The organism is Microbacterium sp. SLBN-154 (assembly GCF_006715565.1).
GTDB lineage: Bacteria > Actinomycetota > Actinomycetes > Actinomycetales > Microbacteriaceae > Microbacterium.
On the sequence record NZ_VFNL01000001.1, the window covers coordinates 1 to 16,086 of the forward strand.

A 16,086-nucleotide genomic window follows, 5' to 3' on the forward strand; every position below is an offset into this window, starting at 1 on the left:
AGACGACCGTCGTCCGCGAGCGTCACGAAGTCGACCGGCCGCCGACTCCCCAGGAGGCCACCGCCCTCCTCGCGGCACGACTGGAGGCGTGGCGCGAAGGCGTGCTCGCCGATGCCGCGATCGCGGGGATCGGCCTGGCCGTCCCGGGCCTCGTCCGCGCCTCCGACGGACTGGTCCGCGACGCCCCCCACCTGCACTGGCGCGATGTCCCCCTCGGCGACCTCGTCGCCGAGGCGACGGGCCTGCTCACCCGGGTCGCCAACGACGCCAGCCTCGGGGCGATGGCCGAGCACCTCTTCGGCGCCGCCCGCGGGGTCGACGACGTCGTCTACCTCAACGGCGGCGCGAGCGGCATCGGCGGCGGACTCATCGTCGGCGGGGTCGCCGTCGGAGGCTCCGGCGGATACGCGGGCGAGTTCGGTCAGAACCGTCCGGGTATCGCCGACGGAGCAGACCGGCTCGCCGCCGACGGCGTCCTCGAGGACGAGGTCAGCAGATCGCGGCTCCTCGCGGCCGTCGGGCTCGATTCCGCCGACGAGCCGACACTCGCCTCCGCGCTCGCCGATCCGCCCGATCCCGGCAGCCGCGCCGCCGTCTCCGCCGAGGTCGAGCGGCAGCGCCGCATCCTGTCCACCGCTCTCGCCAACGCCGTGAACGTCCTGAATCCCTCCGTGGTCGTGCTCGGCGGGTTCCTGGCGACCATCGCCGACGTGGACGTCGACGACCTTCTCGCGCGCGTGCGCGCCCAGGCGATGCCGGCCGCGACGGAAGACCTGCAGCTGCGCCTGGCCTCGCTCGCCGAGGATCGGCTGCTCATCGGCGCGGCCGAGGTCGTCTTCGACGGGCTCCTGGCCGATCCTTCGAGCGTTCCCGAGCTCCCCGAGCCCGCCGCTTTCGGCGCCGAGGTCACCGCGGCGGCGCCGTCGTCCCCCTGACCACCAACCGCGTCGCGAGCCCCACGTGCGTGGCGTCGAGCGTCTCGCCGTTCATCAGCGCGACGAGCATGCCGGCGGCGGTCGCGCCGAGTCCCTGCATCGGCTGGCGCACGGTCGTCAGCGACACCGGTCCCTGCGTCGCGTCGGGGATGTCGTCGAAGCCGATCACCGACAGGTCGTCGGGGATCCGCAGTCCCATCCCGGCGGCGACGTCGATGACGCCGAGGGCGGACAGGTCGTTCGCCGCGAAGACGGCGGTCGGCGGGCGGTCCTGGCCGAGAAGGCCGCGTGCCTGCTCGCGCACGACGTCGGGCTGATACATCCCGACCCGCACCAGCGACGGGTCGTAGGCCACCCCGGCATCCGACAGCGCACGACGGTACCCGGCATCCCGCAGGATGGATGACCGGAGATCGGGGCGACCGGCGATGAAGCCGATCCGCCGGTGGCCGAGTTCGAGCAGGTACCGGGTGGCCTCGCGGGCACCCGCGAAGCTGTCGGATTCGACCGTCGGCAGGTCGGCTCGACCGGTGTGGGGGTCGACGGCGACGATCGGCACCTCGGCGCTCGCGCCGACCACGGTAGGGGTGACCATGATGACCCCGTCGATGAGGGTTCCGCTCAGCCGGCTGAGGGAGCGGCGCTCCCACCCTTCGCCGTTCTGCTGACGCGAACCGCTGTAGGCCAGGAGGTCGTAGTGCGAGTCGCGAAGGGCTCGCCCCACGCCCTTCATGATCTCGGCGCTGAACGGCTCGAAGTCGGCCACGAGCACCCCGATCACGCCGGTCCTGCGTGATCGCATGCTCGAGGCGACCAGGCTCGACTCGTAGCCGAGCTCGGCGACGACCTGCAGGACGCGCTCGACGGTGTCGGGGGCGACGCCGTAGCGACCGTTCACGGCTTTCGACACCGTCGCCGCCGAGACGCCCGCCGCGCGGGCGACGTCGGTGATGGTCGGACGGGATCCCATGGGGGGATGCTAGCGCCATTGAAACTGTTTTCGAAAACGTTTGACACTTTTCCTTCCGTTACGAAGACTGGACGCCGTCCGGGTCCCGACAGCAGCCCGGATTTCGCAGCACCTCGAGGACCGAGAGTGCACCTCAAGGAAGAGAACAGGTGAATCACATGAAAGCCAGCAGAATCACAGCGGGCGCAGTGTCACTGCTCGCCGGCGCGCTCGTGTTGAGCGCATGCGCCGGTGGAGGCGGAGGCGAGTCCGCTGACGGCAGCGTGCAGATGACCCTCTGGCAGAACTCCACCACCGGCCCCGGCCAGGAGTTCTGGGCGAACGCCATCGAGGCGTTCGAGGAGGAGAACCCCGGCGTCACCATCGAGATGCAGTCGGTGCAGAACGAAGACCTCGACGGTCTGCTGCAGACGGCGCTGAACGCCGGCGACCCGCCGGACATCTTCCTCCAGCGCGGCGGCGGCAAGCTCGCCGACATGGTCAACGCCGGCCAGCTGAAGGACCTCACCGATCTGATCTCCGACGACGTCCGCGCCGAGATTCCCGAGGGCGCGTTCGCCGCCGAGACCTACCAGGACTCGGTGTGGGCGATGCCGCTCTCCGTTCTGCCCGGTGGCTTCTTCTACAGCGAAGACGCGTTCGCCGCGGCCGGGATCGAGGAGACCCCCACCTCGATCGACGAGCTCGAATCGGCCGTCGAGGCGCTCAAGGAGACCGGCATCGCGCCGATCGCCCTCGGTGCCCAGGACGCGTGGCCGGCCGCTCACTGGTACTACTTCTTCGCCCTCCGCGAGTGCAGCCCCGAGGTGATCGAAGAGACCGGCGACTCGAAGGACTTCAGCGACGAGTGCTGGACGCGCGCCGCCGAGAACCTCCAGGACTTCGCCTCGATCGAGCCCTTCAACGAAGGCTTCCTCACCACGCCCGCCCAGCAGGGCGCCGGCTCGTCGGCGGGCCTCGTGGCCAACCGTCAGGCCGCGATGGAGCTCATGGGCGCCTGGAACCCGGGTGTCATCGCCTCGCTCACGCCGGACGAGCAGCCGCTGCCCGACCTGGCGTGGTTCCCGTTCCCCGAGATCGAGGGTGGCGAGGGCGAGCCCGGATCGATGATGGGCGGTGTGGACGGCTACTCCTGCGCCGAGCAGGCTCCCGACGAGTGCGCCGACTTCCTGAACTTCGTCGCCAGCGCCGACCAGCAGAAGCTGTACTACGAGGCCTTCCAGTCGCCGCCGGTCAACACCGTCGCCCAGGAAGAGGTCACCGAGCCCTACCTGCTGTCGATCCTCGAGGCCTACAACAACGCCCCGTTCGCGTCGCAGTGGCTCGACACCGTCCTCGGTCAGAACGTCGGCAACGCGCTGAACGTCGCGGTCGTCGACATGCTCGCGGGCAACAGCGACCCCGAGCAGTTCATCCAGTCGGTCAACACGGCGGGTGCGCAGGGCTGACATGACCGTTCGCGAGATGTCCACCACGGACTCCGATCTCGCGCAGCACGACGGGGGCGGCGCCACGCCGCCCCCGTCCGTGCGGCGGGACAAGGGTCGTCCGCGCAGCCTGGGCTGGTCCGGCCGGCTCGAAGTCCTCCTCATGGTGGGCCCCGCCGTCGCCTTCTTCGTCGGCTTCGTCATCCTCCCCGTGGTGATGGCGGCCTACTACGGATTCTTCCGCTGGTCGGGGTTCGGCCCCGCCACCGACTTCGTCGGCCTGCAGAACTACTTCGTCATCTTCAGTGACCCGAACTTCCAGGCGGCGCTCGGGCACAACGCCTTCATCGTCGTCGCCTCCCTGGTGATGCAGGGCCCGGTGGCACTGCTGCTGGCGCTGCTGCTGAACCGCAAGATGCGCGGTCAGTCCGTCATCCGGGTGCTGATCTTCGTCCCCTACGTCATCGCCGAGGTCGTGGTCGGCACCGGCTTCAGCCTCCTGCTGGCCACGCGCGGGGCGCTGAACGGCTTCCTGGAGAACGCCGGGCTCGGGTTCCTCGCGGCGGACTGGCTCTCCGACCCGGCGATCGCGATCTGGACCCTGATGGCGATCCTCACCTGGAAGTACGTCGGCTTCGCCGTCATCCTCTTCCTCGCGGGTCTGCAGTCGATTCCGGAAGAGCTGTACGAGGCCGCCGCGATCGACGGGGCGTCGTACTGGCAGATCCAGCGGCGGATCACCCTGCCGCTGCTCGGACCCACCGTCCGCATCTGGGCGTTCCTGTCGATCATCGGCGCGCTGCAGCTGTTCGACCTCGTCTACATCATCTGGGGTCAGTACGTCGCGTCGGTCGCCGGCACCAACACCATGGCCATCTACATGGTCGCCACGGGCCGCAACGCCGGGAACTTCGGCTACGGCAACGCCGTCGCCGTCGTCATCTTCCTCATCTCGCTGGCCGTCGCCCTGGTCTATCAGCGCTACGTGCTGCGACGCGACACCGCCGGCGCGATCACCGAAAGGGGTGCCGGATGAGCACCATGACCATCACCACCCGCGTCGCCGGGCGACGCAGCAAGGGTGCGCCGGCGAAGAAGCTTCCCTGGGGCCCGCCGAGCGTCTACTTCATCGCCCTCGTCGTGATCGGGATGATGCTCGGCCCGGTGCTGTACATCATCATCGGAGGGTTCCGCAGCAACTCCGAGATCACCGTCAACCCGGCGGGGCTTCCCACCGAGTGGCGCTGGGAGAACTACGCCAGCGTCCTGGCGGCCCCGCAGTTCTGGACGCAGGTGGGCAACTCCACCCTCGTGGGGCTGGCGACCACCTTCGGGGCGGTCGCGCTCGGGCTCATGGCCAGCTACGTGATCGCCCGATACAGCTTCCGCGGCCGCGGCGCGCTCTACGCCCTGTTCGCGGCAGGGCTGATGTTCCCCATCACCGTCGCGATCACGCCTCTCTACATCGTGATCCGCAACCTCGGCCTGATGAACAGCCTTCCGGGCGTCATCCTGCCCCAGATCGCGTTCGCGCTCCCGGTGACGATCATCATCCTGGTGCCGTTCCTGCGTGCCATCCCCGACGAGATCCAGGAAGCCGCCTACATCGACGGATGCGGGCGACTGTCGTTCTTCTGGCGGATGGTGCTGCCGCTGTCGATCCCCGGCGTCATCACGGTGGCGATCCTGGCGTTCATCGGCAGCTGGAACGCTTATCTGCTCCCCCTGTTCATCCTGAACAACGAGGCGGCCTTCACCCTCCCCCTGGGTGTACAGCAGTTCTCCTCGCAGTACTCGGTCGACACCGCACGGGTGCTGGCGTTCACGTCCCTGTCGATGCTCCCCGCGCTGATCTTCTTCAGCCTGTTCGAGCGTCGCATCGTCGGCGGCCTGACCGGCGCCGTCAAGGGCTGACGCCTCCTCCCCTCGTCGACATCGAAGAAAGCAGCATCGTGACACTCCCTCCTGCCCTCTCGGCATCCGAGCGCGTCCTGGACCTCGTCCGCCGCATGACCCTTGAGGAGAAGCTCGGCCAGCTCGTCGGCTTCTGGATCGATCAGGGTGATGAGGTGGTGGCCCCGCTCGCGGGCGAGATGAAGACCTCGACCCGGTTCGAGGATGCCGTCGTGCACGGCATCGGGCACTTCACGCGGGTCTACGGCACCCGCCCGGTCGATCCCATCGCCCGGGCGGAGTGGCTGTGGAACGAGCAGCGTCGGCTGCAGCGTGAGACCCGGCTGGGCATCCCCGCGCTCGTGCACGAGGAGTGTCTCACCGGACTCGCCGCATGGCAGGCCGCGACGTTCCCCACCCCGCTCGCGTGGGGCGCGGCATTCGACCCCGACCTCGTGGCAGAGATGGGCCGCCTCATCGGCGGGTCGATGCGGGAGCTCGGCATCCACCAGGGACTCGCGCCGGTGCTCGATGTCATCCGCGACCCGCGATGGGGCCGGGTCGACGAATGCATCGCCGAAGACCCCTACGTCGTGGGCACGATCGGCACCGCGTACGTGCGGGGACTGCAGGATGCGGGGGTGCACGCCACCCTGAAGCACTTCGTCGGCTACTCCGGCTCGCAGGCCGGTCGCAACCACGCGCCCGTGCACGCGGGCCCCCGCGAGATGGCCGATGTCTTCCTGCCGCCGTTCGAGATGGCGGTGCGTGACGGCGGAGTGCGTTCGGTGATGAACTCCTACGCCGAGATCGACGGCGTGCCCGTCGCCGCCTCCTCCGAATACCTCACCGAGCTGCTGCGCGACCGGTGGGGCTTCGACGGCGTGGTCGTCGCGGACTACTTCGCGGTGGCCTTCCTCCACACCATGCACCAGATCGCCGCCGACCTCGGCGAGGCGGCGCAGCTCGCGCTCGAGGCCGGAATCGACGTCGAGCTCCCCACGCTCGACGCCTACCCCGCGCTCATCGAGCGCGTGCGCTCCGGCCTCCTCGACGAGGCGGTGATCGATCGGGCGGTGACGCGGGTCCTCACGCAGAAGGAGGAGCTGGGTCTGCTCGACGCCGATTTCGACACCCCGCCCCGGCAGATCGACCTCGACAGCCCCGCCCACCGCCGAGTGGCGCGCCGGCTCGCCGAGGAGAGCACGGTGCTGTTGACCAACGACGGGATGCTGCCGCTCGGCCCCGGCGCGCGCCGGATCGCGGTCCTCGGGCCCAACGCCGACAGCGCGGAAGCCCTCATGGGCTGCTACTCGTTCGCCAATCACGTTCTCGCGCACCACCCGGGAACGGCGATGGGTTTCGAGATCCCCACGGTGCTCGAGGCACTGCGCACCGCGCTCCCCGACGCGCACATCTCCCACGAGCCCGGGTGCGACGTCGAGGGGGACGACCGGTCGCGGATCGCGTCGGCGGTCGATCTGGCAGCGGCGAGCGACGTCGCGGTCATCGTCGTCGGCGACCGCGCGGGCCTGTTCGGCCGCGGCACGGTCGGCGAGGGCAACGATGTGGAGTCCCTCGACCTGCCGGGCCTGCAGCGAGAGCTCGTCGAGGCGGTCGTCGCCACCGGCACCCCGGTCGTGATGGTGCTCCTCACAGGGCGCCCCTACGCCATCGCGTGGGCGGTGGAGGGCGAGCGCTCCCCGTCCGCCGTCGTGCAGTCCTTCTTCCCCGGGGAAGAGGGCGGCGCGGCGCTCGCGGCGGTCCTCACCGGTGCGGTCAACCCGTCGGGCCGGCTGCCGGTGTCACTCCCCCGCTCGGCCGGCGCGCAGCCCTACACCTACCTGCACCCGCTCCTGGGGGGACCCTCCGATGTCACCAGCGCCGGCAATGCGCCCGTGCTGCCCTTCGGGCACGGTCTCGGCTACACCGCGTTCGCCCGCGAAGACCTCACCGCCGATCGGTCGGTGGCCGCCGGCGGGAGCTTCACGGCCACGGTCACGGTGCGCAACGCCGGCGAGCGCAGCGGCACCGACGTGGTGCAGCTGTACGCCCACGATCCGGTCGCCACGATCACCAGGCCGCAGGCCCAGCTGCTCGCCTACCAGCGGGTGACCCTCGAGCCCGGCGAAGCGGCGACGGTCACGTTCGAGGTTCCCACCCAGCGGCTCGCTTTCAGCGGACGCGACCTCACCCGGATCGTCGAACCGGGCACGATCCACCTGTGGGTGGGAGCGTCGGTCGCCGAACGCGAGACGACGGCGACGCTCGAGATCACCGGAGAGGTCCACCCCGTGGGGGCAGGCGATCCGCGGATCGCGACCGCCCGCATCACGCCTGCGGCGGCTTCCCACGGCAGGGTGCCGACCTCCGCGGCCGCCGCCGTCCGCTGACAGGCGGAACGTCGAGGCACCCACACGCGGGCGCGCGGGTATACCTCCGACGCCGGGCCGTCAACCCACTGGGCTGACGGCCCGGTTCGGCGCAGGGTGGAGCGTGAAGGAGGTTGTCATGACTTTCGCTGCACTCCCTCTTCCTGAGGAGACACCGGGCTCCACCCCCGCGGAGCCCCTCGTCCCGACGCCGGACGAACCGACCGCTCCGAACCCGGCGGAACCGAATCCGCTCCTTCCCCCCGAGCGCTCCGCCGCACCGCTCGGGCGGGGGTGACCCGCGCATGGGCACCATCTTCTACGGCGGCTCGGCGACGCCCATCCACATCGAGGACCGGGCGCTGTCGCACCTGAAGGTCGTCATCGCCACGAAGCTCCGCCGCGACGAGAGTTTCACCGTCTCGTGGCGGCACCCGGATGACGAACCGACCGGGCGCAGCACGATCTGGCTGCACCCGTCGATTCCTCTGCGTTTCGTCTTCGACGAACCTGAGCAGCCGACCATCAGCCGCGCCTGGATCGACGAGCTCGTTGGCTCGGCCAACTCGAGCGGCGGCATCACGCTGATCACCGAACACATGGACGCCTCGAACGAGAACGCCCCGGCGCACATCGCCGAGCTGCGCGCCCTCCGCTGACACACCTGTCTGCGGCCGCCTCCCGCACGCGGGCGCCCACACCGACCCGCGAGCCCTCGTCGCCACACGAGCCGTCAGAAAATGCGGTTCGGATGCCGCGGACGCAGCGTTCGTCGACGGGTCGCGGTCGATCGGGCGCGACGAGCGGCCGGGCACGACGAGCGGCCGGGCGCGACGAGCTGCGGGGCGCGACGAGCTGCGGGGCCGTCCCCGCCCTGACGCAGGAGCGTCCGCCGCGGGAGTCAGCTCAGACCGCGGGGGGCCGAACCCGGGCTCGGCGGGTTCTCTTCCTCTGCCGGCTCGGGCGAGATGCTGAGGCCGTTCGGGCCGCTCGCGGCGAGCATGAGCTCCTCGATCCAGAGGCGGTTGATGCGCGGATTCCGACTGCCGAAGAAGTGGAACTGCATCGGCACCGACGGATGCATCCAGAAGCTGCGCCGTCCGCTGCCGTCGCCGATCTCGACGTCGAACATGAACGACTCCGACCGGCGCAGCTTGTTCATCACGACGATCCGGAGGTGAGCGAGCGTCCGGTCTTCGATGTCAACGGAGTTCGCCATCGTGTCGTAGATGAACCTACCCATGATCAGATCCTAGTCAGTCCGGTGCCCGCAGCGGCGTCGACCACCCGCCGCTACAGCGGCTTGCCCCCGGTCACGGCGAGGATGGCGCCGGACGTGTACGACGCGTCATCCGAGGCGAGGTAGACATATGCGCCCGCGAGCTCCACAGGCTGGCCCGCACGCCCGAGGGGGGTGTCGGAACCGAAGGAGGTGAGCTTCTCCTCGTCGAAGCCCGTCGCAGGGATGAGCGGCGTCCAGATCGGCCCGGGAGCGACGGCGTTGACACGGATGCCCCGCTCACCGACCTCCTGCGCGAGCGCCTTCACGAACGCCACCTGCGCCGCCTTCGTCATCGCGTAGTCGATGAGCCCGGGCGAGGGTTGGAACGCCTGGACCGACGACGTGACGATGATCGACGCTCCCGCCCTCAGCCGCGGCAGGGCGGCGCGCGCGGTGAAGATCAGCGCATAGAGGTTGGTGCGGAAGACGCGATCGAACTCCTCGGTGGAGAGGGTCGCAAGACTGTCACGATCGGCCTGGTAAGCGGCGTTGAGCACGACGATGTCGAGACCGCCCATCCGCTCAACGGCCTCATCCACGATGCTCGTCGCGAACCCTTCGTCGCGCAGATCGCCGACGAGCACCGCGCCGGTGCGACCGGCGTCTTCGACGAGGGAGACAGTGCCCGCGGCATCCTCCTCCTCTTCCGGCATCGCCGTGATCACGACGTCCGCCCCCTCGCGCGCGAACGCGATGGCCACCGCCCGGCCGATGCCGGAGTCACCGCCGGTGATGAGGGCGCGTTTGCCGGCGAGCCGGCCAGAGCCCACGTAGCCGGTCTCGCCGTGGTCGGGGGCGGGCGTCATCTCATCGATGGTCCCGGGCTGCTCCTGGCCCTGGGGCGGGAATTCCTGCTCGGCGCGATCCGACATGGGGTACTCCTCGAGGTCGACGGGGGATGTCGCCTCGACGCTCGTCGCAGATGAGCGCGTGGGCGAGGGGGTTGACAGACGGATGCCGCGCGGCTCACCCGCGCGCGGGCCGACGATGCGGGATCGGCACCGGGCGGCGGGGTCCGGCGCTGCCGCACGACAGCACCTCCACGGCGGTGCGGAGGACATCGTCGAGGCAGCCGAAGTGGTGGGGTGCGCGGATACCCCGACCCCAGATCACGTCGACCCCGAACGCGACGCGCGTCACGATCGCGATCACGCCGCGGGGGTCGCCGTCGGGCAGGGCGCGATCGCAGAGCTGCCACGAGTCACCCGACACCGGCGTGAACTCGAAGAACCTTTCGCTGAGGTTGTACATGGCTTTCACCTCCCGTCGATGGTGCGCCCGGAGGGGCGGCGTCACCCAGACCCTTGACAGCGGGGATCGGACCACTTCCGCGGCTGCACCTCCCTGCCGCTACCCCGCCTCCCCGAGGCCGTCAAGCGGGTGCGAACCGAGCTCTGGCGCGCCAGGCTGGGCGACAGCCGCGGTATCGTCCATCGACGGCACCGCCCCCGGGAAGGGAACACCACATGACCACGAACCAGCCGCACGACGACGACCAGGCAGCCTCCGTGAGCCCGACGCCCGCCGGCGGCGGCGGTGCCGACTCCGGCGCGGCGCCGGCGGTCGCCCCGGAGGGCACGGGTTCCACCGACGCCGAGGCGTCCAGCCAGAACGACATCGCCGGCGTCGGCCCCCGCGGCGGCGAGTCCGACGGGGTCGGCACGCAGGACGCCCCTCTCGAGGATCAGAACGCCACGACACTGAGCGAAGAGGTGCGGGGCATCCTCGTGCAGACCCGGGCCGACATCCAACTGGGCAACGCCCGTGAAGACCAGCTGCGTGACATCCTCTCCCGTCGCCTCCGCGACGCCGGACTCGATGACGACGTCGACCTCGACGCCCTGGTCCGAGAGGTGGAGAGTCCGTCGGACGACGACACCGCTCCGGGCGTCCACCCCTGATGGACGCCGTCGAGGCGCTCGCACAGCGAGCCCAGGATCGCGGGGCACGGCTTGCCGTGGCCGAATCGCTGACCTGCGGCCTGCTCGCCTCGACGATCGGGAAGGGCGAGTCGGCGCAGGAGTGGTTCGCCGGGGGTGTGGTCTGCTATGCGCTCGATGTGAAGGAGCGCGTTCTCGGGCTCGAACCGGGTACCGACCCCTGTTCGCCCGAGTGCGCCGAGCAGCTCGCCCGCGGCGTGAGGCAGCTGATCGTCGCCGACGTCGCCGTCTCGGTGACGGGCGTGGGCGGTCCGCAGCCGTCGGACGGACACCCTGCCGGCACCGTCTATGTCGGCTGGGCGGATGACGCCGGCACCGGCCACCGGATGCTGGAGCTCGACACCGATGACCCCGGCGAGGTGCTCGAGGCGAGCGTCGACGCGGCCCTCGAGGTCTTCCTGGAGCGCCTCGCCTGACCCCGAGGGTGCACTCCCTCCCCCCGAGGGTGCACTCCCCACACCCGAGGGTGCACTCCCTCCCTCCGAGGGCGCACTCCCTCCCCCCACCCGAGGGTGCACTCCCCGCACGCAAGGGTGCACTCCCTCCCCGCGATGGGATCCTGTCGTGTCACTCATGTCATCCACTGTCCCGCCGTCGGACGGGTCGGTCGACCCCGTTGACATCCTGGTGGCGCCGGGGAAGGTCCGTCCCGTCGCGCGCGCAAGGGCGATTCCGCCGGCCAGGCGGCGCTGTATCTGTCGTCGAACGGATGCCCCGTGCACCTCGTCGTGCGCGGCGACGACCTCTCGGCGCGCATGTCGAGTTACCTCGTCGACCGCCTCACCGATGACCCGCGCGTCCAGGTTCACACCCGGTCGCACATCGTCGGTCTCGAGGGCGACCGGGGGCTGCGCAGAGTCGCGATCGACAGCGTGGGCGAAGTCGATGCGCGCGGCCTGTTCTGTTTCATCGGCGCCGACCCCGCCACGGCCTGGCTCCCCGACCTCGACCGCGACGACGACGGCTTCGTCCGCACGGGCACCGACATCACCGTGCAGTCGCTGACGCGGTGGCAGGCGATGGGGCGCGAGCCGCTCCCTTTCGAGACCTCGCTCCCGCGCATCTTCGCCGCCGGCGACGTGCGACGCGGCTCGATGAAGCGCGTGGCCGCAGCGGTCGGAGAGGGATCCAGCGCCGTCGCCTCGGTGCACCGTGCCCTGGCGGGATGACCGCGCCCCCGTTCGCCGGAGAGGGAACCCATGAGTGAGACAGCCATCGATCCGCAGGCTCCCCCGAGCGGCGACGGGTGCGTGGAGTGCCTGGCGCACGACGGTTGGTGGGTTCACCTGCGGCGGTGCGCGGCCTGCGGGCACGTGGGATGCTGCGACGATTCGCTCGGCCGTCATGCGACGGACCACTTCCGCGAGACGGGGCACCGCGTCATCCAGAGCTTCGAACCGGGCGAGGACTGGTTCTGGGACTATGTCGACGAGCGCATCGTCGACGGGCCCGCGCTCGCGCCGCCTCGCAGTCATCCCGACGACCAGCCGGCGCCCGGGCCGCGGGGTCGCGTCCCGCTGAACTGGAGGCAGATCCTGCAGGATCGATGACACGATCGCTCACGTCGCGTAGGCATCGATGAGGAGAGGACCCCGGATGCCGCGGAATGCGTCGAGCAGAAGGCCCACCGTGCGCGGGCCCGCCGTGGTGATCTGCAGGTCATAGGGACCCAGCTTCTCGAGCTTGCCGCTGCGCAGGCGCACGACCTCCCAGCCGGCCTCACGCAGGAGTCGGTCCTTGCGCCGGTCGGAGTCTTCGCGGGCGCCCACGTGCTCCAGGCCGAACCGGCCGATCGTGTCGTACTCGACGGCGATGCGCAGCTCGGGCAGGACGAGGTCGGGCCAGACCTCGCGGTGCTCGAAGAACGGGCGCGAGACGCGGACCGCGGTGTGACCTCGCGTGACCGCGAGCGCGCCGAACAGCCGTTCGTGCAGCAGCGCCTCCGCCGCCGACGCGGGCTTCGGTGCACACGCGCTGGCGAAGGAGGTGCCCGACGGCAGATCGGGGGTCTTCTCGCAGATGCGGCGGGGCCGGGTGCGGGGTCGTTGCGGACGTGACGCGCGGGCGCGGGCCGGCGCCGCGAGCGTCGGCGGGGGCGAGGGCGAGGACGGGGGCGAGGGCGAGAGCGAGGGCGGAGCGGCCTCGATGCCGGGCGCCATCAGCGTCAGTGCCGGGAAGGCACCGCGCCCCGTTGCCGCGTCGAGGCACTCGGGACACCAGGCCGACCGTCGGCGCACACGCCCGGGACGACTGCGCTGCTCGGCCGGGGTGGCGGCGAAGAGGTGTCCCGCGTCGCACTGCCACCGCAGCAGCACGTCGGCGGCCGGGGGGATCTGCGACAGCGCGATCCCGGCGTTGAGGTCGGGGTGGTACTGGCGCGCGACGGCAGGGTAGGCGGCCCACGCCTCGCGGTAGGTGCCGACCGCGTACGGCACCTCGGCGCCCCGCGAGAACTGCCGTCTCGCCCACCACAGCTCCACCCTCTCCGCCATGGCCGCGAACCTAGCGCGGGCATCCGACACGGCCGGCCGTGGTGTCGTAGACCGGACGTATCGTGTCGCCATGGGGATCAGGCGGGTGATGCCGGGGCCGTGCGTGCTGTGCGGCGCGCGTCGGGGCGATCGCCGGAACGGCGAGTGGTTCTGCTCCGTGTGCGACTGGCGGGTGGGAGATGCCCCCGATCCGGACCTTCCGTCGCCGCGGGTCGACGTCGTGTACTACCTCGGGTACGCCGAGCGGGTGAAGATCGGCACCACCCGTGAGCCCCGCGCGCGCCTCCGCGCGATCATGCACGACGAGCTGCTCGCCTTCGAACCCGGCGATCGCACCGTCGAGCGCTCACGGCACGACCTGTTCGCCCACCTGCGTGAGGGGGGCGAATGGTTCACCTCCGCGCCCGAACTCCTCGCGCACATCGGCGCCCTTCCCGGCAGCGTCGATCCGTGGGGCTCGTATGCCCGATGGGTCAGCAGCGCGCACCGGGAGCGGCTGTGACGGCCGTCATCCCGCCGCCTCCCAGACATCCCGCGCCTTGAGCGTGCGCACCGTCGTGACCGGTCGCGTGGCGAGCACCACCTTCCCGCGCGCGTGGAGCTTGCCCAGATCGGCGTAGGCCTCGGCCACGTCTCCGAGCGCATAGAGCCCCGACACCAGCAGCGTGAAGGCGCGCTTCTCGGCGAGCTGGGCCACCCGTTCCAACAGGGACGTCGCCTGGGCGACCGACTCGGGGTCGTCCTGCAACAACCGCACCTCGGCGTCGCGACGGTCTTCGCTCGAGCGGTAGCGCGAGGGCGAGACCTCCAGATCCTCGGCGAGCGCGCGACCGTCCTGCCCGAAGTTGTCGATCATCGCGGTGATGGGCTTTCCCGCGGCCTTGCGGATGCGGTCGGCGATGCCCGGCCCATAGAGCACCGGCTTGATGCCGAGCTGCCGCAGGTAATCGAAGTTGCGCTCGCCGCACGTGCCGATGACCGTCGCTCCGCGGTATCGCGCGATCTGCGCCTCGATGCTGCCGACACCGCCCGCCGCAGCCGACACCACGATGGTGTCGCCCTCGCCGATGCGCACCTGGTCGAGGATGTCGAGAGCCGTCGCTCCCGCGAGGAAGAGTCCGCCGGCGGCCTCCCACGACACGGTGCGCGGCTTCTTCACCAGAACCGACGTCGGCACCGTGATCGCCGAGGCGTGGGCTCCCGCGCGGACGTGCCCCACGACATCCGTCCCCTTCGGAAAGCCCTGGACGTCCTCTCCGACCGCGACGACCGTGCCGGCGAAGTCGCTCCCCGAGCGACGCGGGAACGGGTCGTTCGCGAACGCGTCCTCGCGGCCGCTGCGGATGAAGCCGTCGATGTGGCTGATGCCCGCGGTGATGATCTCCACGGTGACCTCGCCGCGACCCGGCGGTCGGAGCTCGGTGGTTCGCACCTCCAGGACATCGGCATCGCCTGTGCGGTCGTACTCGACCACCGTCGCTTCCGTCAGCTTCTTCGCCATGCCGGTCCCCTTCCACCATCGCCGAGCCGGGTGGCTCGGCGGACACCATCGTCCGCGTCACAGAGGTATTCGGTCCGAAGCACCAGAACGGATGCATCGTGTCCGCGAATCGCCGGAGTCGGCCCCGTTCACGCCAGTGCGTCGACCGCATCAGCGGGTTGGTCGGCGGTGAGAAACCGGATGAAGACCGCGATCCAGCCGAAGATGAGGGCGAAGACGATGATCTCGAAAGCCGTGAGGGTGAAGTAGCCGGTGACGAACAGCACCACCGAAACCAGCAACGCGACGAGGAACAGCCCTGCGGCCCGGAAGTACGCGGGGGGCAAGCCGCGCATGAGCCAACGACCTCCGGCCAGAAGGCCCAGGAACATCGCCGCCAGCCCCATCGCGCAGAGGTTGTGGACGAGCAGACTGAGATTCACCGGAACAGCCCCGACCCCCGCGAGCATGAGGCCCATGATGACGAACAGCGTCGGCACCACGCGCCAGCGCGCTCTCGGGTCGAGACCACCGGACGCGGCCACCGATGCAAGGTCGTGGGCGACGTAGACCGCGAAAGCCGTGACGAGGAGCCCGCCGACGATCAGGGTGCCGTTGAACACGACGCTCGAGAGGTGCCAGAAGGTGCCGAGGTGGCTGAAGTGGATCTCCCACCAGTCAGGGTCGGGAGTCGTGACCATGGCCGTGAGGGTCCCGACAACGACGAACGCCAGCAGCAGCGACGACATTCGCCGCGTCGTCATCCCGGAAGCGGACAGATACACGAGATAGGCGGTCATGCCCGTCGCCGTCCCCATCAGCACGGCCGACCAGAAGGGTTCGACCTGCCAGCCGATCATCCCCGCGCTGAGAACGAGAAAGACGGCGACGGCCGCCAGCGCCGCGAGTCCTGCATGCACGAGCGACACCGCCACCGCGTTGACACCGAATCGCCACGACGACAGCACCAGCCCCCGCTCGTGTCCACGGGTCTTCCGGGCACGCCAGTAGCCGACGCCCGCCGCGCAGATCGCCGTCACCGCGCAGGCTGCCGCCGAGATCCACCCGAAGGAGCCCTCACCGGCGAGGGGCCGGGGCGCCCCGAACCATCCCAGAAGGAGACCCAGCGCACCGCCGGATGCCGCGGCTGCCACGAAGGCGTAGAACGCCTCGCTCTCCACCCGCACCCGGGCGGTCGCGACGACGGGGACCATGGGCTCAGCGGCGGACGATGTCACGGCATCCCCTTCGACGAGGTGAGTGAGGTCACCGTACCGCCGCGCCGTCTCGGCCGG

General features: G+C 70.5%; 19 protein-coding genes. 12 read left to right on the forward strand and 7 right to left on the reverse strand.

The features are described 5' to 3' along the window. Positions 1 to 935: ROK family protein (locus FBY40_RS00005; protein ID WP_141935327.1), on the forward strand; the 935-nt coding region annotated here is incomplete at its 5' end. Here FBY40_RS00005 and FBY40_RS00010 read toward each other — a convergent pair. Next, positions 907 to 1,905, reverse strand: coding sequence for a LacI family DNA-binding transcriptional regulator (locus tag FBY40_RS00010; RefSeq protein ID WP_141935328.1), 999 nt, complete (start codon positions 1,903 to 1,905; stop codon positions 907 to 909). The genes FBY40_RS00005 and FBY40_RS00010 overlap by 29 nt on opposite strands. Positions 1,906 to 2,063: 158 nt before the next feature. Between FBY40_RS00010 and FBY40_RS00015 the strand changes: the two genes are divergently transcribed. From FBY40_RS00015 to FBY40_RS00035, 6 genes are all read left to right on the forward strand, one after another. Beyond that, the gene (locus tag FBY40_RS00015) at positions 2,064 to 3,353 is read left to right on the forward strand and encodes an ABC transporter substrate-binding protein (protein ID WP_141935329.1); all 1,290 of its coding nucleotides are present in this window, start codon (positions 2,064 to 2,066) and stop codon (positions 3,351 to 3,353) included. Between the two features lies 1 nt (position 3,354). Further along, positions 3,355 to 4,368 (forward strand): carbohydrate ABC transporter permease, encoded by a 1,014-nt coding sequence (locus FBY40_RS00020; RefSeq protein ID WP_141935330.1) that lies wholly within the window; start codon positions 3,355 to 3,357, stop codon positions 4,366 to 4,368. Next, positions 4,365 to 5,246, forward strand: a complete 882-nt coding sequence (locus FBY40_RS00025; RefSeq protein WP_442922847.1) for a carbohydrate ABC transporter permease — start codon at positions 4,365 to 4,367, stop codon at positions 5,244 to 5,246. The genes FBY40_RS00020 and FBY40_RS00025 overlap by 4 nt, the downstream gene beginning before the upstream one ends. Positions 5,247 to 5,341: 95 nt before the next feature. Beyond that, positions 5,342 to 7,618: a glycoside hydrolase family 3 N-terminal domain-containing protein gene (locus FBY40_RS00030; protein WP_141939940.1), complete on the forward strand. Its 2,277-nt coding sequence runs from the start codon at positions 5,342 to 5,344 to the stop codon at positions 7,616 to 7,618. A gap of 118 nt (positions 7,619 to 7,736) precedes the next feature. Next, positions 7,737 to 7,895 (forward strand): hypothetical protein, encoded by a 159-nt coding sequence (locus FBY40_RS17230; protein WP_160141298.1) that lies wholly within the window; start codon positions 7,737 to 7,739, stop codon positions 7,893 to 7,895. Between the two features lie 7 nt (positions 7,896 to 7,902). Continuing rightward, positions 7,903 to 8,256, forward strand: coding sequence for a DUF7882 family protein (locus tag FBY40_RS00035; protein ID WP_141935331.1), 354 nt, complete (start codon positions 7,903 to 7,905; stop codon positions 8,254 to 8,256). A gap of 242 nt (positions 8,257 to 8,498) precedes the next feature. Here the strand turns inward: FBY40_RS00035 and FBY40_RS00040 are convergent, their stop codons facing one another. The 3 genes from FBY40_RS00040 to FBY40_RS00050 all read right to left on the reverse strand — a co-directional run bounded on the left by FBY40_RS00040 (position 8,499) and on the right by FBY40_RS00050 (position 10,130). Next, complete coding sequence (locus FBY40_RS00040; protein WP_124292297.1) at positions 8,499 to 8,840, reverse strand: DUF7882 family protein; 342 nt, start codon at positions 8,838 to 8,840, stop codon at positions 8,499 to 8,501. 50 nt (positions 8,841 to 8,890) lie between these two features. Beyond that, positions 8,891 to 9,751, reverse strand: coding sequence for an SDR family oxidoreductase (locus tag FBY40_RS00045; RefSeq protein WP_141935332.1), 861 nt, complete (start codon positions 9,749 to 9,751; stop codon positions 8,891 to 8,893). Between the two features lie 94 nt (positions 9,752 to 9,845). Then, positions 9,846 to 10,130, reverse strand: coding sequence for a hypothetical protein (locus FBY40_RS00050; RefSeq protein WP_160141299.1), 285 nt, complete (start codon positions 10,128 to 10,130; stop codon positions 9,846 to 9,848). Positions 10,131 to 10,345: 215 nt separating this feature from the next. On the opposite strand from FBY40_RS00050, the gene FBY40_RS00055 reads away from it, so the two are divergent. The 4 genes from FBY40_RS00055 to FBY40_RS00070 all read left to right on the forward strand — a co-directional run bounded on the left by FBY40_RS00055 (position 10,346) and on the right by FBY40_RS00070 (position 12,369). Next, positions 10,346 to 10,780 carry a hypothetical protein gene (locus FBY40_RS00055; RefSeq protein WP_141935334.1) on the forward strand — a complete coding sequence of 145 codons (435 nt, stop codon included), beginning with the start codon at positions 10,346 to 10,348 and terminating at the stop codon, positions 10,778 to 10,780. Then, positions 10,780 to 11,235 carry a CinA family protein gene (locus FBY40_RS00060; RefSeq protein ID WP_141935335.1) on the forward strand — a complete coding sequence of 152 codons (456 nt, stop codon included), beginning with the start codon at positions 10,780 to 10,782 and terminating at the stop codon, positions 11,233 to 11,235. The genes FBY40_RS00055 and FBY40_RS00060 overlap by 1 nt, the downstream gene beginning before the upstream one ends. 273 nt (positions 11,236 to 11,508) lie before the next feature. Continuing rightward, positions 11,509 to 11,988, forward strand: a complete 480-nt coding sequence (locus FBY40_RS00065) for an NAD(P)/FAD-dependent oxidoreductase (RefSeq protein ID WP_268815542.1) — start codon at positions 11,509 to 11,511, stop codon at positions 11,986 to 11,988. A 30-nt stretch (positions 11,989 to 12,018) separates the two neighbouring features. Further along, entirely contained in the window at positions 12,019 to 12,369 is a 351-nt protein-coding gene (locus FBY40_RS00070) for a UBP-type zinc finger domain-containing protein (protein ID WP_141935336.1), read from the forward strand. A gap of 9 nt (positions 12,370 to 12,378) precedes the next feature. On the opposite strand, the gene FBY40_RS00075 is transcribed toward FBY40_RS00070, so the two are convergent. Continuing rightward, positions 12,379 to 13,311, reverse strand: a complete 933-nt coding sequence (locus tag FBY40_RS00075; protein ID WP_141935337.1) for a zinc-ribbon domain-containing protein — start codon at positions 13,309 to 13,311, stop codon at positions 12,379 to 12,381. Positions 13,312 to 13,381: 70 nt separating this feature from the next. On the opposite strand from FBY40_RS00075, the gene FBY40_RS00080 reads away from it, so the two are divergent. Further along, a complete protein-coding gene (locus FBY40_RS00080) occupies positions 13,382 to 13,813 on the forward strand; it encodes a GIY-YIG nuclease family protein (protein WP_141935338.1) in 432 nt (143 codons plus the stop codon). Between the two features lie 6 nt (positions 13,814 to 13,819). On the opposite strand, the gene FBY40_RS00085 is transcribed toward FBY40_RS00080, so the two are convergent. Then, a complete protein-coding gene (locus FBY40_RS00085) occupies positions 13,820 to 14,812 on the reverse strand; it encodes an NADP-dependent oxidoreductase (protein WP_141935339.1) in 993 nt (330 codons plus the stop codon). Positions 14,813 to 14,940: 128 nt separating this feature from the next. Continuing rightward, the gene (locus FBY40_RS17235) at positions 14,941 to 16,029 is read right to left on the reverse strand and encodes a hypothetical protein (protein WP_160141300.1); all 1,089 of its coding nucleotides are present in this window, start codon (positions 16,027 to 16,029) and stop codon (positions 14,941 to 14,943) included. Between the last annotated feature and the right edge of the window lie 57 nt (positions 16,030 to 16,086).